This window comes from Acidicapsa dinghuensis (assembly GCF_025685685.1).
GTDB classification, from domain to species: Bacteria; Acidobacteriota; Terriglobia; order Terriglobales; family Acidobacteriaceae; genus Acidicapsa; species Acidicapsa dinghuensis.
This window is the reverse complement of the sequence record NZ_JAGSYH010000001.1, coordinates 175,046-195,155: the sequence shown is the minus strand read 5'-3', so window position 1 is coordinate 195,155 and position 20,110 is coordinate 175,046. Positions and strand designations below refer to the sequence as shown.

The 20,110-nt window shown below is 54.0% G+C and carries 12 protein-coding genes; 9 read left to right on the top strand and 3 right to left on the bottom strand.

Annotated features, from left to right (window positions below):
- Nucleotides 1-378 precede the first annotated feature (378 nt).
- From OHL22_RS00700 to OHL22_RS00690, 3 genes are all read left to right on the top strand, one after another.
- Nucleotides 379-1,905: a B12-binding domain-containing radical SAM protein gene (locus OHL22_RS00700; protein ID WP_263332176.1), complete on the top strand. Its 1,527-nt coding sequence runs from the start codon at nt 379-381 to the stop codon at nt 1,903-1,905.
- A gap of 125 nt (nt 1,906-2,030) precedes the next feature.
- Nucleotides 2,031-3,032, top strand: a complete 1,002-nt coding sequence (locus OHL22_RS00695; RefSeq protein ID WP_317890882.1) for a glycosyltransferase — start codon at nt 2,031-2,033, stop codon at nt 3,030-3,032.
- A 493-nt stretch (nt 3,033-3,525) separates the two neighbouring features.
- Entirely contained in the window at nt 3,526-4,140 is a 615-nt protein-coding gene (locus OHL22_RS00690) for a class I SAM-dependent methyltransferase (protein ID WP_263332174.1), read from the top strand.
- A gap of 345 nt (nt 4,141-4,485) precedes the next feature.
- On the opposite strand, the gene OHL22_RS00685 is transcribed toward OHL22_RS00690, so the two are convergent.
- Nucleotides 4,486-6,123: a tetratricopeptide repeat protein gene (locus tag OHL22_RS00685; protein ID WP_263332172.1), complete on the bottom strand. Its 1,638-nt coding sequence runs from the start codon at nt 6,121-6,123 to the stop codon at nt 4,486-4,488.
- 31 nt (nt 6,124-6,154) lie between these two features.
- Between OHL22_RS00685 and OHL22_RS00680 the strand changes: the two genes are divergently transcribed.
- The gene (locus tag OHL22_RS00680) at nt 6,155-7,141 is read left to right on the top strand and encodes a tetratricopeptide repeat protein (protein ID WP_263332170.1); all 987 of its coding nucleotides are present in this window, start codon (nt 6,155-6,157) and stop codon (nt 7,139-7,141) included.
- A 125-nt stretch (nt 7,142-7,266) separates the two neighbouring features.
- Here OHL22_RS00680 and OHL22_RS00675 read toward each other — a convergent pair whose 3' ends face one another.
- On the bottom strand, nt 7,267-10,881 hold the full coding sequence (locus tag OHL22_RS00675; RefSeq protein WP_263332168.1) for a carboxypeptidase regulatory-like domain-containing protein: 3,615 nt from the start codon (nt 10,879-10,881) through the stop codon (nt 7,267-7,269).
- 480 nt (nt 10,882-11,361) lie between these two features.
- Nucleotides 11,362-13,200, bottom strand: a complete 1,839-nt coding sequence (locus OHL22_RS00670; protein ID WP_263332166.1) for a CRTAC1 family protein — start codon at nt 13,198-13,200, stop codon at nt 11,362-11,364.
- A gap of 559 nt (nt 13,201-13,759) precedes the next feature.
- Here OHL22_RS00670 and OHL22_RS24960 point away from each other — a divergent pair.
- From OHL22_RS24960 to OHL22_RS00650, 5 genes are all read left to right on the top strand, one after another.
- Entirely contained in the window at nt 13,760-13,954 is a 195-nt protein-coding gene (locus OHL22_RS24960; RefSeq protein WP_377819864.1) for a helix-turn-helix domain-containing protein, read from the top strand.
- A 363-nt stretch (nt 13,955-14,317) separates the two neighbouring features.
- Complete coding sequence (locus tag OHL22_RS00665) at nt 14,318-14,881, top strand: sigma-70 family RNA polymerase sigma factor (protein WP_263332164.1); 564 nt, start codon at nt 14,318-14,320, stop codon at nt 14,879-14,881.
- A gap of 43 nt (nt 14,882-14,924) precedes the next feature.
- The gene (locus OHL22_RS00660; RefSeq protein ID WP_263332162.1) at nt 14,925-18,137 is read left to right on the top strand and encodes a serine/threonine-protein kinase; all 3,213 of its coding nucleotides are present in this window, start codon (nt 14,925-14,927) and stop codon (nt 18,135-18,137) included.
- Complete coding sequence (locus OHL22_RS00655) at nt 18,119-18,511, top strand: hypothetical protein (protein WP_263332160.1); 393 nt, start codon at nt 18,119-18,121, stop codon at nt 18,509-18,511. The genes OHL22_RS00660 and OHL22_RS00655 overlap by 19 nt, the downstream gene beginning before the upstream one ends.
- 18 nt (nt 18,512-18,529) lie before the next feature.
- Complete coding sequence (locus OHL22_RS00650) at nt 18,530-20,035, top strand: hypothetical protein (RefSeq protein ID WP_263332158.1); 1,506 nt, start codon at nt 18,530-18,532, stop codon at nt 20,033-20,035.
- The last annotated feature ends 75 nt before the right edge of the window (nt 20,036-20,110 follow it).

Here is a 20,110-nt window from a genome sequence, read left to right as displayed (position 1 = left end):
TTCATGGCACATGTTTCCTATTTGGGTACCGGAGATCCGCAAAGGACTTGATATGCACCTGTTTCAGAAGGAAGACGATTTCGTTTTCCGGGATGATTCGTCCAACCCATTGCGATTTGGGCACTCTGCACATTGTTAACAATTTGGTTCGAGTGCCAATTTGACGGAATGCGTAAACTAACAACGTTTTTTCGTTCAAGTTTCCTTTGACACTCGTTGCTTGATAACGACATCTTGTTAACTGCATAATTAACGTAGAGGATACCGTTTTCAATTTCACAAAGATCTCATAACTTCTGTTTCGAATTGACCAGAACTTGCACGGTTTTACCTATCATTGTTTGATATTCTTCCCAAAGGACTTGGAGGTCCGACTCGATGCGCGTGCTCTTCCTGAATCCTCCGTTTCATCCCCGGTTTTCGCGAGAACAGCGCAGCCCGGCAGTGACCAAGAGTGGGACTCTTTACTATCCGAAATGGCTCGCAACGGCTGCAGGAGTTGCTATCAAAAATGGTCACGAAGTTGACCTGGTCGATGCACCCGCGGCTGAATACTCCGTCCAAACTGTGCTTGATCGCATTGCGGCCAAGAATATCGAGGCAGTGGTCTGCGATACTTCCACGCCAAGCATTATCAATGACGTTCATGTCATAGAACAGCTAGTTGCAGCGCGCCCTAATTTGCATGTGTTAATGGTTGGCCGCCATGTTTCCTCACTCCCGAGGGAAACCCTTGCCATGTCCAATTCCCTGCAGGCAGTTGCGATCCGCGAATATGAATACACTGTGCGCGACTGGCTGGAAGCCAAAGCCTGTGGGGCAGATCTGTCGGATGTTGACGGGCTGGTGTGGCGTCGCTCCGCAACGGGAGAGGTCGTTCACAATAAGCAACGGGAAGCGATCCATAATCTCGACGAATTGCCGTTTGTAAGCGAGGTCTATAAACGATTTCTGCACACTCCAGACTACTTTTACGGGCACTCCCTCTGGCCTCTGGTCGTATTCGACACGAGCCGTGGTTGCCCTTATCATTGCTCCTTCTGCGTGTACCCGCAAACCTTCAGCGGTCACACGATGCGTTATCGATCAGTGAGCAACGTTGCCGACGAGTTTGAGTTTGTCGCACGCGAAATGCCCGAAGTCAAGACCGTCATGCTCGAAGACGATACATTCATCGTGAGCAAGCCGCGTACTCTCGAGCTTGCAAATGAGCTTATCCGGCGCGGAAACAAGTTGCCGTTCGACGCCAATTGCCGCGCCGATATCGGCTCAGATGTTGAGTTTCTCTCGACGGTTCACAAAGCAGGAGCGCGGCTCTTCTGCGTTGGCTTCGAAAGCGGCGACGTGGAAGTCATCAAGGGCATGCACAAAAATAATGATGACCGGCGCGACTCAAAATATCACGACGAGGCGCATAGGTTCGTCAGGCGATGCCAAGATGCCGGCATCATGGTGCATGGCTGCTTCATGGTAGGCAATTTAAATGAGACCCCGGCCAGCATGGAGAAAACGCTTAATTTTGCTAAGAAGCTGCGCCCCGATACTGCGCAATTTTTCCCCATTATGGTTTATCCCGGCACAGTAGCCTACCAGGAAGCTAAGAAGCGCGAATATATTCAGATTGAAGATTGGAATGCGTGGCTCACGAAAGATGGACTTCACAACAGCGTTGTGACACTGCCAAATATCACGCATGAACAACTGGTCAGTTTCTGTGATCGGGCGCGGCGCAGCTTTTATCTCGCTCCATCGTATCTTGCATACAAGCTGAAGCAATCTCTGAAGGACCGGCGCGAATTGCAACGAAATCTGAAGGGATTTATCACGTTGTCGAAATATTTGCTGCGAGGCAGTCAGCACAAGAAGACAGACGTCACTGCAAAACAGGGCGAAGTAGCAGCCTAATGCAAGGTCAAAATGACCTGCTCGCTTCTGAGCATGCCACCCAGCGTTTGGTGCCCCAGACATTGGTGGCATTGAGCTTGTATTCTTCATCAAGATTTCTTCTCTCTGCTTGAACGGGGTGCGCCATTCCAGACCAGTTCATATCTGTCATCATTCCTACCTTTAACGGCGCTTCCAGAATTTCTCACTGTATCGATGCGCTGCTGCATCAATCCACAACGAATAGCTTCGAAATACTGATTGTCGATGATGGCTCAACAGACGACACCGCAGGGGTAGTGCAACAATTCCCCCGCGTGCGCCTTCTCCGGCAGCAAAACGCTGGACCTGCGACCGCACGCAATCTCGGAGCACGCGAAGCAAAAGGTGAGATTGTGCTCTTCACCGATGATGACTGCGTTCCGGTGTCTGACTGGATCGAATCGATGATTGCACCGTTTCGTGATCCAAAGGTTGTGGGTGCGAAGGGTATTTATCGCTCAAAACAGCGTGAGCTTGCGGCTCGATTTGTGCAGATCGAATATGAAGACCGATATCGCCTGATGGCGATGCTGCCATCTATCGACTTCATCGATACATACTCGGCCGCATTTCGCCGTGACAACTTTCTTGCGATGAATGGCTACGATACGTCTTTTCCGGTGGCGTGTGCGGAAGATATCGAACTCTCTTACCGTATGTCCGCGCGCGGGTGGGTCATGCTATTTGCGCCTGATGCGATTGTGTATCACACGCATCCTAACTCGTTCGGCAAATATTTAAAGAAGAAATACAAATTTGCTTTCTGGCGCGTGCTTGCCGTCCGTAAAAATCCGGCCAAAGCGGTGAAGGATAGTCATACTCCACAGATCATGAAGCTGCAATTGCTGTTTCCGCCAGCGCTGCTGGCAGCCGTTCTGACGGACGCAATCCGTCGTTCTGCACTTTTTTCACCAATTGTTTTGGGTGCCTTTCTTCTCAGTACTATTCCTTTCGCGGCCCGGGCCTTTCGTAAAGATCCTGTAGTCGGCATCCTTGCTCCATTTGTGCTAATCGCACGAGCTTTCGCTCAGTTTTCCGGTGTCGGTGTCGGCTTGATTCGGGCGAGGCAAAAGCCGATAGAGGTGGTCAGCGTCCGGCCCGCATAAATTTCCTTACCGGTATTGAATCGAACTTCCAGTTTCGATCCGGGGTCAGACATTTCTCTCAACTTATGCACTTTTTTGCTGTGAGCATGCACTCCACTCTGGCTAAGTTCGCTGTATCGCGTCTTAGATTTTCGGTGTTATAAGACCTGCAATCATCAGTGCCAACGATATCGCTTCTCCCATTTTGGTGGAGAGATTCCAATCTGGTACTGACCTATTTCTCTGGGCTATTTGGACCGCCACAATCCTCTCTTCTGCGTGGAAGATTGGCTTAGATGCATCGGAATGGCAGACGTTGCCGAAACGCCTATTCAAGCGGATTTTCACCGCTGATCAAAGCGCTTCCGATCTAAGCACTGTTGAGCAGCTTGTGGCTCATAGAAGAACACCACGCCATCTGCCGGATATTCCGGCGCGGCACGGTTAAAAGACTGGCCCAGTCTGCACATACTTTTTCTCCCCAACCGCGAATTAAGTTCCGGAAAAGAGATCTATGTCCCTGGCAATGGAATACGACCATTGGAAATCCGTTGTGCGCGGCCTGAGCAAACCCAAAGTTCCCATCGAACCTTATGTTCCGGTTGATCGTCGTTCCCCATCGAGACATCTTCCGGTTCCTTCCGCCTGGGAAGGTATTCCATCTATACTTGCCGACATCTTTCAACGCTTTCGGCTGAAAACCCGGCTTTGTCTGGAATTTGGAGTTGAGTATGGCTATTCGACTGTGGCCCTCTCCTCGTTTTTTGACCACGTCATCGGTGTCGATACCTTTGAAGGCGATAAACACACCGTCAACAAGTCAAACATCTTCGAGTTGACGCAGGAGCGGCTCTCCGTCTATCCAAACATCTCTCTGGTGCGCAGCGACTATCGGGACTACATCCGAAACGAAGTCAGGAACTTTGACCTGATCCACGTAGACATCGTCCACACCTTTGCCGACACCTATGCTTGCGGTCTGTGGAGTGCGCAGCACTCACACTGCACACTGTTCCATGACACCCAGTCTTTTCCGCAAGTAAAGCAGGCGGTGCGAGAGATTGCGCGCGCTACAGGAAAGCGGTTCTATAACTACCAAGAGAGCCATGGCCTTGGCGTGCTCTTGTAAATGCCAGAACCCGTTGGTTGTTATAGGAAAATCGCCGGCTTGCAGCGGAAGCCGGCTCTGATTTGATACGTTTCGAGGCTAGTTTTTCCGTCGCGAAATCTCACACCTTGCGAGTGAATTCAATGTTGTCACCATCGATTTTTCCCGCGTAGACAATGCGAACTTCATCTCCGCTCATATCCAAAGCTTCGACGAATGTGATATTGTCTCCGTCGATCTTTCGCTCTTTCAGCTCGGGGACGCTTGTGGAGGAGCGAGATGTTCCCGGAAACGAACGGAAAGAGCCTTTCCGAAAAGCATATGCTCCATGGTTTTCCGATCCACATTCTTGGGCGTGAGTAGACTTCACTGGTTGGGTTTTTGTTGGCTCTTTGAGCTGTTCGGTTTTCCATCGCGGCTGATTTCAAGCGAGCGCATCATCTCCACGTCACGCTCATCTTTCTTGTTCTTCACTTCGTCGAATCGCTTTGACTGTTGTTCCAGGCGTGGATCGCGAGTGCGGGCGTACAACAGCAGCAGACCGTAATTGCCGGCGTAGTTATCCGGATCGAGTTTTACTGCACGATCAAGATATGTCGAAGCTTCTGTGTTGTCTCCTTTGCTCACCGCGATCTGCCCCAGCTCAGCCAAAACGCTTGCCTGGTTCGGAAGCAACTGCAGTGAGTCCTTGAGCTCGCCGGTTGCTTCGCTGATATTGCCCTGCAGGCGGGCGATTCGCCCAAGATAGTAGTGCGCTTCTGCGGCCGTAGCCGGGTGCACGACAGCCTGCCTGAGCCACGTCAGCGCTGTGTCGTAATCCTTGGCGCGAAAAGAAGCATCACCTAGCGCCAACAGTCCGTTTGGATCCTGCGGCCGCAGTGTGTGGTACTTCAGTAGATAAGGCATGGCCTGTCCAGGATCTTCAGAAAAGGACACCACAAGGCCCATTCCGTGGTTGTAATCGGGATTGTCTGGTTCAATTTCGAGAGCTGCGCCGATTGCTTTGCGCGCTTCGGCATACAAACCCATACGCAGGCATATGACGCCAAACTCGTATGGGAGCGTCGCGTCCGTGGGTCGCAGATCGCGCGCATGCGCCAGGTACCCCAAAGCTCCCTGGTTATCGCCGGCGGCTTTAGCCACGCGAGTCAGGTCGATCAGAATCTCGACAGAAGTACTATCTGCGGTAAATGCTTTTTCGAGCGTGGCTCGCGCCTGGCCGAGTTTCCCATCCGCCTCCTGCGCCAGACCCAGCATTCGCAGCCCCGCAGGTGACAGCGGGTGCCTCTCCGCTGCAGAGGACAACAACTCCTCGATCAAGACCGCGCGATGTGCAGCACGTAGTGCAGACACGCAGGGATTGGCGTCTTCTTCGGTAAGGTCAGTATTGGACGCCAGCATATGTGCGGCTCTGTCTGTAGCCTCGCGATGTCCAAGTGCGGCATGGTCTTCGCAGATAAGCGCCTGCGCGCCAATGGCGGTCTGTGCCTGGGGACTCAGTCGCTCAAGCTCCGCAAGCGAGCGTGCGTAGTTCTTTTCCCATGCAAGAATCGTAGCGATCTGATAATGCGCTTCGTCATTCGCAGTATCCATCTGCACTACTCTCTCGCTCATGCGCAGGGCCTCGGCGCGGGCTGTCGCGTCCTTTGCAGCTGTTTGCATATCCAAACGGCTTAAATTCATGTATGCGCCAACCAGCCGCGGATCATGGCGCACAGCTGCCAAAAATGCCTGCCGCGCAGCAGTCAAATGCCCATGCTGAGCCTCGATCACACCCAACAGGTTTTCAAGACCGCCATTGTTTGGATATTGCTTTTCCGCCTGCACAACTGCTGAGCGCGCGCCTTCAAGGTCGCCCGCGTCGATCTGCTGCTGAATAGCCAGCACGCTCTGCCGGTACGCATCTCCGCTCTGTTGCGCAGCGGCAGTGAACGACACGAAGCCGACAAGCACCAGCAGGAACGACCTACACTGCGCGCTAAGCCATAGGCTACGACGGGCCATTGCTATAAAGCTCTCCACTATACTGATCCTCATGACCTCTCGGAGTGCATTGTTGCTGGCACCGCTGCTGGCTCTCGCATTTATTGAATTCGCATCGCCATCTAATGCCTCTGCACAAGCAACCGAGGATGCCACGCCGCGTCTTTCTGCCATTGCCTCGCTTGGACTGCCCACTCCGCGCGCCGCTGAGCTTAAGCAGGCTATAGACGCACACAACTATCCTACAGCGGAAAAAATTCTGCTCGCTGAGATTGACCGCGATCCACATTCGGCTTCTGCCGGGCGCATGCTCGCATTTGCTGGTGTAGTTTATTTTGTCGATCAGGATTATTTGAACGCCGCTATCGCCTGGAAAAAATCTAACGCAATTGCTCCGCTCAACCCCAACCTTCGCTTCTCTCTGGCGATGAGCTACATCCGCCTCTCTCATTCGGATTGGGCGCGTCCTGAGCTCGAGTCGTTGTCGCAGCAAGACCCGCGCAATGCTCTGTTTCCTTATTGGCTTGGCCGCGTCGATTACGATGCTCATCAGTACGAGGAAGCGATCCATTACTTTCAGCATGCCATTGAGCTGGATTCTTCTATGGCCCGGGCCTACGACAATCTCGGCCTCTGTTACTACTACAAGAATCAGAACGCACTGGCTATCGAGAACTATAAGAAAGCCATCGAGCTTGACCGCAGCTCGCAACATCCTTCTCCTTGGCCCTATCTGAATCTAGCGATCGTGCAGCAATTCCTCGATCAGCCTAAAGATGCCGAGGCCAATCTACGTGAAGCGCTTCGTCTTGATCCGTCACTCGCGCCAGCACACTTCCAGCTTGGCACTCTTCTTGAAGGTCTCGGTCAATTGGATAATGCCGTTGCTGAACTTCGCGAAGCAATTCGTTTGAATCCGGCCTACCCGGAGCCGCATCTGGTCCTCGCCCGCATCTATCACAAGCTCGGCCAACAGCAAGCAGCACTAGACGAAGCAGCAACTTATCAGAAGCTTCGCCCGCATGCTTCCACACCATAGTCTTCCGGTGCCGCTTCTGCAGGATCGCAATCTACGGCTGCCGTACATCTGCCCGATGAAACAACGCCATCAGGCTGAAACCAGCCTGATGGCGTGTAAGTGATGCGCTAAAGTTAACGGCCAGCTTAGAATTCAAACCGTCCCGCGAACTGGATCGTACGCGGCGTCGATGCGTCGCCATTCCAGGTTCCAAAGGCCGGGTTGGCTACATCTGTGACAAACGCACCACCGGGGCCGTTTCCTTGCGAAATCAGTGCGTGATAGTTGAGAGCATTGAAGAAGTTTGACGAGAACTTGAAGTTCAGCCTTTCGGTGATCTTCGTGTTTTTGGTGAAGGACACATCCAGGTCTTGATAAGAGGGTCCATAGACGGTCGAGACCCCCTTCCCATAGCCCGTGTATCCGAAGGCGGTGAAGGCGCTTTGGTTTTCAAAGGCCGCGGCGTTGAGGTAGTTCGACGCATGTGCTGGATTGAATCCATCCCGTCCGTGTGGCTGCGTCGGCTGCCCTGGGACGACGCCCGGTACGCAACCTTCGCGGAAGGAACCTGCGACAGTGGACGTGGTGCAAGTCGATGAGCTGAACGAGAACGGTGTTCCGAACTCGTACCGGTAGATTGGGCTAATTTGCCACCCACTTGCCAGTTTGTTCATCGCGCCGCCTCCGTTCAGGAGCTGCTTGCCGGTGCCGAACGGCAGATCGTACACCACAGCGAGCGATCCGGTGATCGGAACGTTATCCGGAGCGATGGCCCAGGCACGCCCGGGGTTATAGGGAGAGAACGCCGAAGTGTTGCCAGAACCACCTGAGTTCCCCTGCGTTGAAAAGGTGCCATTGGTGTAGAGCTTCGCAAGGGTAATCGAGCCCAGCAGGTACAGGCCGTTGTTGATGTGACGCTCGATCTTCCCCTGGAAAGAGTTGAAGATGGAGTTCGCGTGTCCCTCGTTATCGCCCTGCAGGTCACCGCAATACTGCGGATATGGCAGCAGTGCCTGCTGAATCGTCGGCGAGCAACCTGTCATCTGGGTTGCCCAGCCTACGTAGGGAACGGCTATACCATCCTTGGCAAAGGTCGCTGGACCATCGGCGGCGGTGTAGCTTACGTTCAGGTCGCTGCCGAGTGCAAAGATTGCCGGATTATTCGGGTTGAGTACGTTCAGTGGGCTGAGAGCCGACGGCAGGTGCGTCCCCTTCGTACCTACGTAGGAAACGGAGGCATAGAAGTTGTGAGGCAACTGATGCTCGATTGTCAGGTTCCACTGGGACGAATACGGCCTCTTGTTTCCGTCTAAAGGACGATACAACGATGGGCTTGTTCCGTTGTCGAAGCCGGAGTTAATGTTGCTCGCCGTCGACCCAGTCTGTCCAGCAGAGATACCGTTATTGAGGTACAGAGCCGGTACTTTGAAGGAGCCGCTGGGCGATTCGCTCAGGTTCAGATATTTGTTGAATCCATCCTGGCTCATGCCGCCACCCCAGCCCGGGTAGAACGCCTGGCCGAAGTAAATGCCGTAACCGGCGCGCACGACGGTCTTATCGTTAACCGCATAAGAGAAACCGACGCGCGGAGCCAGATTGTTGTGGTGCGCCATTTCCGGAAAGTCGGCGCCGTAGCTCGCCGCGCCCCACTTGGTGCCGGCAAATGCCAAACGCCCGGCAAGCTGGGTGCCGCTTGTTGTCACCGCATCCGGATTCGCGCCCAACGGATCGAAGAACGAGAGATTGTCGAACTTTTCCCGGAATGGCTGAATGTAGTCCCAGCGCAGGCTGTAATCCAGCGTAAGCCGGGGATTGATGCGCCATGAGTCGCCAATGTGCGCGGCGTAACCGTCCTGCCGTGGATATTCCGCATGCACGTTGTAGTACGTCACTGAGGCGCCGCCGACGGCGCCCAGATAGAAGCTGGCCATCGGATCACCAGGGCAACCCGCAGGGCAGAGGGCCGTGCTGGTGGTGCCGGTGGTGTCGGCGTTGAAGTTGAAGGTGCCGCCTTGGTTGGTTCCTTCATGGATGGAGGTTCCTGCCAGGCGCCATTCAAAGCCGCCCTTCAACGTATGCCGACCGATCACGCGAGTGGCTACGTCGTTCAGAGCATAGGTGCCACGAGTCGTCTTCGTCTCAGCCGAGTCCGGCGGATCGTTGTTGCCCAACTGGGAATAGTAGCTGCCGAACGTCATTTCCGGTAGATAAGCCGGATTGGCTACGCCGGAGACCTTGGGCAGACTAGCGTGACCGTTCAGCGCATAGTAGCCTTCGTTACGGTTGAGGTAACCGAGGGTGAGATGGTTGGTCATCACATCGGAGAAGTTATGCTCCCAGTTCAGTCGTTGGATGGGCGCATTCTCCGGGTTGGCTGGGCTGGCAGTCGAAAGCGCGATCGGCAGGTTGGTCTGGGCATTGATGCCGCTGTACTGCCACCAATAGGTGTAGTACAAGTGATCCCTGCTACCCAGGTTGAAGTCCGTACGCCAGAAGTAGACGTTCTCACTGCTTGTCAGCGATCCCTGTCCGGCAACCGGAATGTAGTAGTTGTTGATCTCTCCGTTGTTCGTTGGGGTGGGCATCGCCGCGATCCAGGCCGCCGCGATCGGGTCCTCGTAGATGGGATTGATCTGATTCGTCACCCCGTTGTAAGCGATGGGAGTTCCAGCATCAGTACCATACTTGGCGGGATCGTTCGGGTAATACAACTGCGATCCCCATCCGCTGAAGTTGCCGTTGCGGTCAGCTGCCGAAGCGATCGACAGCGTTGACGAGTTGGCACCGCCGTGGTCCTGGAAACCTTCCCAGTTGAAGTAGAAGTATCCCTTCGCCCAGGAGTGATCGCCGTGCAATTTAGGCAGCCAGATCGGACCGCCAATGTTGGCGCCGAAATCATTTTCCTTATCCGGCGGCTTGGTGCCTCCGTATGGCGTCGCGTTCAGATCGTCATTGCGGATGTATTCGTAAGCGCTGCCGTGGAACTTCTCTCCGCCGCTCTTGGTCTCGACAATGAGCTGACCGGAAGTAGTGTTGCCGTATTGCGCGTCGTAATTCGCGGTCAGGATATGCACTTCGCTCGTGATATCGGGCGACATGCCGAAGTCGGTCTCCAAGCTCACCATGCCGCTCTGGTTCATGAAGCCTTCCATCGCGGTTGCACCGTCGACAATAGCTTCATCTCCCGAAACCAGGCCGCCGTTGCTGCGTGAGTTATAGGCATTGCCACCGCCACCCGTCGTTACGCCGGGAAGGAGGATGGCAACCGTTACGGAGGAACGTGGCGCACCTGAAATAGTCAGAGGGAAATCCTGCAGGGTTTCCGGTGCGATACCGCCCTCCAGGGTTGGGTTGTCGTAATTGATCAGCGAGGCGTCGCCGCTTACCGTTACAGTCTCGGCCGCGTTGCCTATCGCGAGGTGTAGGTCCAGCCGGGCCGCCTGGTTGATCGCCAGCTCGATTCCCTTTTGTGTAGACGACTTGAAGCCTGTGGCCTCCGCCGCCAAGTCGTACTTGCCGGGAGTCAGGTTGTGGAATGAAAATTCGCCGCTTGCATCGGAAACGAAGTTCGTCTGGAAGCCTGTCGCCAGATTGGTCAGCGTCAGTTTCGCTCCCGGAATAGCAGCATTGTTTGGATCGGTCACTGTCCCTTCGAGGGAAGCGTTTGTATCCTGGCCGTATCCGCGGGAACCCGCGAACACCAGAAACACTCCCAGGAAAAGAAGCAATAAGCTGTGCTTCTTGGATGTGAATTTTTTCATGGCGTCTCCTGGTAAATCTGTTGATATCGGATCCCGGTCGTAAATCTTTCTGCCCGGCTAAGGCCAAGGCAGATCAGCTTCTGAAGCTGCCTCTAACAGACCAATCCGGATCTATCTTTTACCGAGATTCCATAGCTCCGACGCTTGCTTGCCGTCGCGCTCCTACATAGAACCCACTGCTTGCGTTTCCATCCTCTCCGTTTTCTGCCACGGGGCAGGAATTACAAGACACATTGGAAACGTTTTCAGCGGCGTCGAAAAATATACGCCATTGCGATCAGCACTGTCAATATCGTTCCGTATTACGGGTTTTATGGGCGTGAACCTGCTGAATATGTATACGCTTGCTTTGGCCCAGTAAGGAATAAGAAATCAGCCATATTGAAGATCCCTGGCCAAGCGGTATCGTGCAGCATTTTGGCAGTCCGACCGTTGACCGTAGCCTGCGAAGCGCTAAAGAAGGAGTGTCTGCCAAAATGTTCAGCGCGGCTCCACCATCGTCAGCACCTGGTCCGCTTTTACATTCGTCAATGTCTGCTTCACGCCTGTAGGCCAGGCCAGTTCGATCCGTTCGATCGTCGTGGCTTTACCCAGTCCGAAATGTACTCGCTTATCACTCGATGAGTTATAGCCCACCGCTGTGGTCGCTTCGTTGTACTGAACGCCTTCGCTGGTCGTAATCTTCACCTTCGTACCCAACCCATCACGGTTGTCCCTCGTTCCCACCAGCTTTAGGAGAATCCAGTGATTCCCATTCGCTGTCCGATTCATCAGGATCTGAGGGCGGGCGTTGATCGAACTTGTCACAATGTCAACCGCACCGTCGTTGTTAAGGTCGCCGAAGGCCGCCCCGCGATGCGACCGTAACGCCATGAATGCGGTTCCGGCCGTGGCGCTGGCATCGGTAAACGTAAAGTTGCCGTTGTTGTGCAGAAGGCCGTTCGGCTGCAGTGTTGGCCGATGCAGCACCTCCTGCTCGTTATCCAGGATCGCTCCGCCATCAACGAACAAGTCTTTCCATCCGTCGTTATCGAAGTCATACGCGCCCGTGCTCCAGGCCGTCATGCGACGACTGAACGCCGTAATTCCGGAAGTATCGGTGATTTCGTTGAATTGTCCGTTGTCATTTCTGTACAGGGGAAATGTATTGCCATACATTGCCGTGTGAAAAATGTCGGGCTGGCCATCATTATTCAGATCGCGAAAGTCCGTGCCCATGCCTGCGACCAGCGATCCATTCGCGGTGTACGCTACACCTGCTTCAAGCGCTACATCCTCGAAGGTTCCATCGCCGTTGTTGTGCAGCAGGAAGTTTGGAAATGAATCGTTCGACACGAACACGTCCGTGAATCCGTCGTTATCGTAATCGGCAAACGCGAGTCCCATGCCCTTGCCCACGTACTGCGCAATGTGCGACTGCTTAGACACATCCGTGAATGTGCCATCTCCGTTGTTGCGATAGAGAATGTTCGGTGTTCCCTTGAAGTTCCCAGGGGCGCAATAGGTTCGCACATCGCCTATAGAACATAGCTTCGCCGTAGCGATGTTATAGTCGAGATAGTCGATCACCAGCAGATCCAAACGCCCGTCGTTGTTGTAATCGAACCAGCCTGCCGTCACCGCCCAGGGCTTGCCATAGCCGGGCAGAATGCCAGCTACGCCTGCTTTCTCCGTGACATCGGTAAACGTCCCATCGCCGTTGTTGTGGAGTAATTGATTTCGGTTGACGCCTGTCACGTACAGATCCACAAATCCATCGTTGTCGTAGTCGCCGGCCGCCACGCCCATGGAGTAGCCCACCCCTTGCACACCCGCCTGCACCGTGACGTCCGTGAACGTTCCATCGCCATTATTGCGGTAGAGCCGGTTCCAATACCTCGGATTGCTCTTTTCCAACGAAGGGATCGTCGCTCCATTCGTAAAGAAGATATCCAACAGCCCATCATTGTTGTAGTCGAACAGCGCCACGCCAGCCAGCATGGTTTCGATCGAATAGCGTTGCGAACTGAGGCTATTCGTAAGCTGGAACCGGATGCCCGATTTTTCAACCAGGTCTTCGAAGCGAATCCGGTTCTCTTGGGTCGCGTTGTGAGCATTGTTTTTTCGAGTTGCGTCCGCTGAGTTCTGATAAGCCAGACTTCTAACAGGATAAAAAACAACTAAACTGGCGATCGCCCACGTTACAAGGATTGCAAGATACCGTGCTCTACGCGGCCATTGCGACGCCATGCAAAGGCGGCTGTTGCGCTTTTCAACCTGCCTCCATGGCAGTAAAGCGCGCAAATATTTACCGTGGTTCTTGAACATTTGACTCGGCATTAGGATATCGTGGCAGTTCACTGTGGCGACGGTTAATAGTGACGCAACCTGGCCAACGTCAAATGGTGGTTTTTCGCCACTATTTGACCACCACCTCAAGGCGATCCCAGCTGAAGCGAAACCAAGCAACGCCAAAAGTAGCATGGGAGCAGCTTAATAAGGTTTTAGTAGAGGAGCGAATCATGTAAATGACGCACTCTATGGTGCCCGGAGGGGGATTTGAACCCCCACGGCCTTGCGGCCTGCGGATTTTAAGTCCGCTGCTCTTACATTTAAGATATTTATATTGAATGGTTTAGTGATCATGCCCGTGTTGACTGTGTAAGAGAATGTGACAGTCGTCGGGTTTTCCGATGAATTTCATTTTTTAAATGCTTTTTGATATTGATTTGTTGCGAAGAGGGTTTTGCGCGTACTGTCGGGCCTGGGCATCCAGACACGATTTTTTTTCGCTGGAACAAAGAATGACGAAACTTGTTGGGCGTACACACCGACCCATAAGGTCAGGGATCGATTGGTGCCATCGGATAACAATCATCGTTGTGCTAAGTGAACGAGAATTCCTTGGACCGGCAATGCACCGAAAGCAAGACGCGAGGAAGCTAACCTCACACAGCAAGAAGCGGCATTAAGGCTAGGCCTCACGCAAGCCTACCTGTCGATGCTCGAACGAGGGCGTCGCCCCGGTGATTACGGAACTTGTTGCAGAGGCAGCGAGTGTATTTTAGCTGCCGCCCAGAGGCCTCCCGCTTAGGGTTGGTTCACCTCCGGCTTTGGACGATAGCGCGTTCAAGTAGGAACTGGGTGCGCTGGGATATCCAGGTTTTTGTATCTGCTACCTTACCCGCGTCTGTTGAACGCGGGCCTGCGTCACATCTTGTACAAAGCCCTGAACTTGGTGACTGCCTGAATCGATCTTCGCTGCTCGAATTCCTACACGATGGAATCTGTTACGCCTTTCCTGCTCGCCGCTGATATAAATCCGCCGTGGATTTGTCCCAAACACTGGGAGATACCCATTATCCTTCGTTTTGGTGAAACCAACGATACCCCAGCCAAGTACGCTCAATGGTATAACTAATAGCATCCTTCCTTTCTCCCGCGCGGAGAGTTTTGCATGTCTGCTATGCCTGGTGATGTCACAGAACTCCTGCAAGAATTAAAGCGAGGCAACAAAGCTGCTGAGGCGAAGCTAATCCCCTTGGTTTACAAGGAGTTGCGCCGCATTGCAGCAATCTACATGCGCCGTGAGTCCCCCGGGCACTCTCTGCAACCTACGGCGCTGGTTCACGAGGCTTATCTTCGTCTTACCGGCATACGTGAAGTGGATTGGCAAAGCCGGTCTCACTTTTTCGCGGTATCGGCGACAATTATGCGCCGGATTCTAGTGGACCACGCGCGGGCGAACCAGACGAGCAAGCGGGGCGACGGCTGGGACGCAGCGAGCCTGAATGATGCTATCTTGCCATCGCCGCAAAAAGCTCCCGAAATTCTGGCATTGGATGAGGCGCTTGACCGTCTCGCGCTGCTTGATGAGCGCCAAGCGAAGATTGTGGAACTGCGATTCTTTGCCGGAATGAGCGAGGAAGAGGCCGGGAGCGTTCTGGGAATTTCTTCACGGACAGTGAAACGCGACTGGCGGGTTGCGAAGGCCTGGCTCTTTAAAGAGTTGAGCTGCTAACGGAATGGCATGCTGACGATTTTTCCGAACTTCTGTAGATACTATGACCCCGGACCGATGGAAAACTGTGAATGAGATATTTCACGCTGCGCTGGAACTCCCGGAGGCTGAAAGGGGGGGATATGTCACGGCTGCCTCCGGCGGGGACAGGCTTCTCGAACAGGATGTTCTGAGCCTGCTGAAAGCAGATTCACAGGCGGAAGACTACCTGGAGATACCTCTTTTGGGATATGAGGCCAGCGAAAATCCCTATTTTTTAACTCCTCCTCTCGCCGCTGGAGACATTCTCGAGCGACGCTTCCAGATTGTTCGTTGCCTGGGGTCTGGAGGGATGGGGCATGTTTTTGAGGCAGTGGACACCGATCTGAAGATGCGGGTTGCAGTGAAGGTAATTCGCCCCGAGATTGCGGCCAATCCTGTGGCTCTCGAGTATTTCCGGCGCGAGGTTCGGTTTGCTCGAACGATTACGCACACGAATGTCTGCCGGACGTACGAGTTCGATAAGGGATGGGCGAGCCGGGGGGAGGAAGAGACGATCGGCGAACTTTACTTTCTGACGATGGAGTGCATCGACGGGGAGACTCTGGCTGCGCGGATCCAGCGCGAGGGCAAGCTGACGCCAACCGAAGCACGGGAGGTTGCCGTTCAGATTGCCTCCGGATTGAATTCGGCACATGCGGCTGGTGTAATTCACCGCGACATTAAACCGGGAAATATCATGCTGGTCGAAGCGCGCGAGGAGGATCGGCCTCCTCGCGCGGTGCTCATGGACTTTGGGTTGGCCCGTCGCGACCCGATTCATGCATCGGGCAGCGACTCAGGGTTTAGCCAAGCCGGAATGGCGGGCACGTTTGCTTACATGGCTCCGGAGCAGATGGAATCTGACAACAGGGTCTCGCCGGCAGCGGATATATACGCCTTTGGGCTTGTGTTGTATGAGATGGTGACGGGCCGGAGGGCGTTTCCGACAGACAGTTTATTGAACAGTGTGGCGCAGCGCTTGAGCGGAGCTATCCCGAGTGCGCGCAAGTTCACACCCGATCTTTCGGAGGCGTGGGAGCGGGCCATTGAAGGATGCCTGCGTCCCGTTGCATCGGATCGATTCCAGTCCGTTGAAGAGGTTATTGAAGTACTTGAAGGCAGAGGTGCAGCACAGGTGGCAACTCTGCTGCAGAAGGCTGAGGCTCGCTCCGGCCGGCACAAACGAAGAATATGGATTGCGGCTGGTGTGGTCTGTCTCTGCATCGTGTCCCTGTTTGGCGCATGGTTTCGCATAATCCGTCAGGAAGCAAACGCAACGGTTGCTTCGGGTTCGCTTGTCTATCTCACTCCGGTGAGGAATCAGACGGGGCATAAGGAGCTGGACAATCTCACGGAGCTGTTTCGGGCAAGCTTAAGCCAGTCCGTGCAGATCAATCTTCTTGACCAGGGACGCATTGGTGACGCCTTGCAGTGGATGACAAAACCTCCGGACACGGTAATTGATGCGCCAACGGCGCGCGAGATAGCGATGCGTACGGGCGCACACCGTGTGGTGTTCGCGAGCGTGACCGGATCCGGTAGGATGCGGCAGCTGAATATCGACATTGAGCAACCTGGAGATTCACCAGAACGCTCAGAGAATCAGTGGAGGAACACCTTTTCATGGCAAGAAGCGAGCGCGCCTTCAGAGACAATTCCGCCAGAACTGCTCAGTGCAGTGAGAAATGCATCGGAGTGGGTCCGATCCAAAGCAGGCGAATCGAAGAAGGACATTGCACAGTTCAACTCTCTGCCGGGCGATATCACAACGGCGAACTGGCATGCGCTGGAGCAGTTTGTATATGCAACGTCGTTGGACATGAAGGGGGATGCGGAAGGAGCGCGAAAAGAACTGTCGCAGGCGGTTCAGACAGACCCGTCGTTTGCCCTGGCATATGCACGCATGGCGGATATCGATTACGAGCTTGGCCATGCCAGTGATGGATTTGCTGCCTATCAGCGGGCACTCGATCCGGGATTGAGTGTTCGGCTGACGCGGCGCGAGAGAGACAGGATCCTCGGTATGTTTGCCATCGATACTATGGATTTTTCTGCTGCGAATGCGGCCTTCCGCGATTACACATCGTTTTATGGTTCGGATTACGCAGGGTGGGCATACCGCAGCTACCCTCTGATGATGCTTGGCCGAATGGACGAGGCTATCGATGCTCTGCACACTGCGATGCAGATGGATCCCAATCGACATTTTGCGCCGGAAATGTTAGCGAGATATTTGCTAATTGAAGGGCGCTATGGCGACGCCGCGCTACTGATTGGAAAGATCCGAGCGCTGGGCGACGGCACTTTTGCGGACGCGATTCAAGGCCAACTGAGCTTTCTGCGAATGAATATGGGACAGGCCGAGCAAGCATTTGCTCAGATCACGAATGCCTCCAATCGTTCACGCCAAGCCGAGGGGCATGCACTGCTGGCCAGGCTGTGGGCGGAGCGCGGAGAGTATGAGAAAGCGTTGGCAGAACTCTCTATCAATCTCGAATCGAACGACACGAAATCGAATTTGCACGAATTGGCGCTGCGGCGCGTAGATATTGCCTACGTTGATATGCAGCTTGGTCGAGATAGCGAGAGCCTGAGGAATCTCAAGGAAGCTGTGGCTAGCGATTCCGACCTGTATGTCCTTTTTAACGGCATTGACATTCTAGACATGATAGCCACGAGAAACCCAAAGCCAAGAGTACGTCAGGAAATCAAATCAATCCTCACGCTCCTGGTGCGATGGATCCACAAGGACGAAGAGAGTGTAGCCGATACAATTTTGCGCGCGAGGGTGAGTGCGACGAAGGCCCTGTTGTTGGGTAATGCTGTGAAGGCGGAGAAGGCGTTCCGAGAGGCGGATCAACTAATGGCCCCTGCTGTGCCACGTACGTCTTTTGCGGTTTTCCATCTAGCAGCCGCACGGCAGGCTGGTGACGTGCGTCAGCGAGACCGAGCAACGTCTCTTGCGCTTGCGGCATACAAGGTAGCCGCCGATCGGCCGGAATCTATATGGGGTAGGCCTCTTCAGTTTCCACCAGGCTACTATCTTGCGAGTGCAAAGGCTTATCTGCAACTTGCCAAGAAGCTACAAATCTCCGACGCGAGCACAAAAGTCTGCAAGGAGCGAATGGACAAATTCCTGTCCGCCGCAGCTCTTAAATCGCGAGAGCGCGGGGAATCGCAATTTAACCGATCACCATCTAGAGGAGGAGAAAGACAATGGCAGATGATCCAGTAATGCAAAGCCAGCTTCTGCAGCTTTGGACGATGCTCACCACAAACCCCGATCTTTTCGTTGGCACCACGCCGGTAGACTGGAACGCAACCGCTGACCAACAACAGAATGCTGCTCAGCCTATCGTCGATGCATTGAAGCCCTATATCGATTCGGTTAACAGCCCTATTTTGGTCGAATTGATCGGCAAAACGCTGATCCGCGGGAATCCAGACTCTCCGGAACCCGGCACATGGGAAATGATGAAATACACCCGACAGATTTATCAAACGTACTCTCAAATGTTCTGGAGTGGGGGAACACCGCATCCTGGTGGCAACGAGCTTGCGACATTCTTCAACGAGAACCTCGTTTCCAACCCTGCCAGCGAAGAATAAAGAAAGGACGAAACGGCCATGCGCTTCGGTGCAATTCGAGTGATCGTGCTATGTGGAGCAGCCATCTGTTCCATTGTTGCGCTCTTGGGTCACATGAAGAGCGGGCCGTTCCATTTAGCTACGGCGGAAGCGAAGGAACCGGCAGCCACACACGTGGATGGACAGCCACAAATGCCACTGGAGGAGGCGACCAAAGATCTCAAGTCTCTGCTGTTTCAGGCATCGGACACCAACCCCATGCCGGACAAAATGTTCACGTGGTTTACGAAATGCGACCTAGGTCTGGAACCGTGCACTTCCTCGAAGCCCAGTGTCTTACTTGACGAGGCCTGCGCAAGCCTTTCAATGAGCAAACCTGCCGGAGGAGCGGTTGTTTCCGCGCACACACCAGTTGCACCGTTCCAGTGGAAACCGAGTCAAGCGGTAATCGATGCTGCGGATGCCGCTTTTGAACCCGCCAAACAGGGTATAGGCATTGCCGAACATAACTCCGAGACTAACTCGCAGGTTCCTCAACAAGCATTCAACTCTGTTTTGTACGATCCTAAAGCGGCGTGTACGATCCGACAGCTGGGCAAGAGCCAGGCCCAGGTGTACACGAGCCTGATGAGTGCGGCTCAGTCCGGAAATAAGCCGAGCCTGAACTTCCCTGATGGCGCCACGGTCGTGAAGCTGATCTGGGAGGTTGCGCCGAACGTCTATACCGGAAAAACAATTACGCAGATTCCAGCTGTGGAGACCGGCAATCTTGTGGTAGCAAATGGGAAATCGCAAGTACTTCCGACGCTTCCACTTGGGGGCGGCGGAGCCTTGCCTCCGCTCTTTCAATGGTCTACTAACAATTTTGTCGCAAACATTTCCATACAGAATGCGAATAAGCCGCCATGCGCCGATTCACCGAAGTCATATACGTTTTCGCCTTCCTGCTTTACCTTCATTAAAATTCCGCCGGATATGGCTGCAAGAATCGTCCAATGGGGCGAACAAGGTAAGATTGTGTTTGCCCCACATGCGTCAATCCAAGATATGGGCTATCTGGTTCTAACTGGAATCAACGTGATGAAGTTTCAGAGCAAGACTAAGCAGTGGCTTTTCTCTGCCTTCTGGTGGGCACAGCAGCGTCCGCATACAGCGTTGTTCGCACCATCGCAATGGGTGCATTTTAGCGGGTGTGCAGTCCAGCAGGCGCGCACTGGTGGTATATCGGAGGACAATGTTTGCCTGAGTCCGTATCTGGAGGGGCTGGAGAACCCAAATGGCGCATATTCTAACTGTGCTAACTGCCATAATGCAGCAAGTTTTCAGGCGGTCAGTGGGCTTCCGAGCGTCGCTTCTCAAAGCGGGCTTCCACTGCATACCAATTATCTAAGCTGCAAAAGCCTACTCGACCCAAAAGGCAATACTCCGGACTGCAATTCGGTGCCAGACGGAACTGGACCTGCGGTTGATACGCATCAGCTGTGGAGTTTGGCGGATATTCCTGTGCCGTCTACATCTGCGGTAGCGAAGACACAGAGCAAATAAGACGATCTTCTACCTGTTCAGAGCAGGAAACGATTTGAGCCGGCACGCCTCGCGGGGATTTCGCGTGGCGTGTCC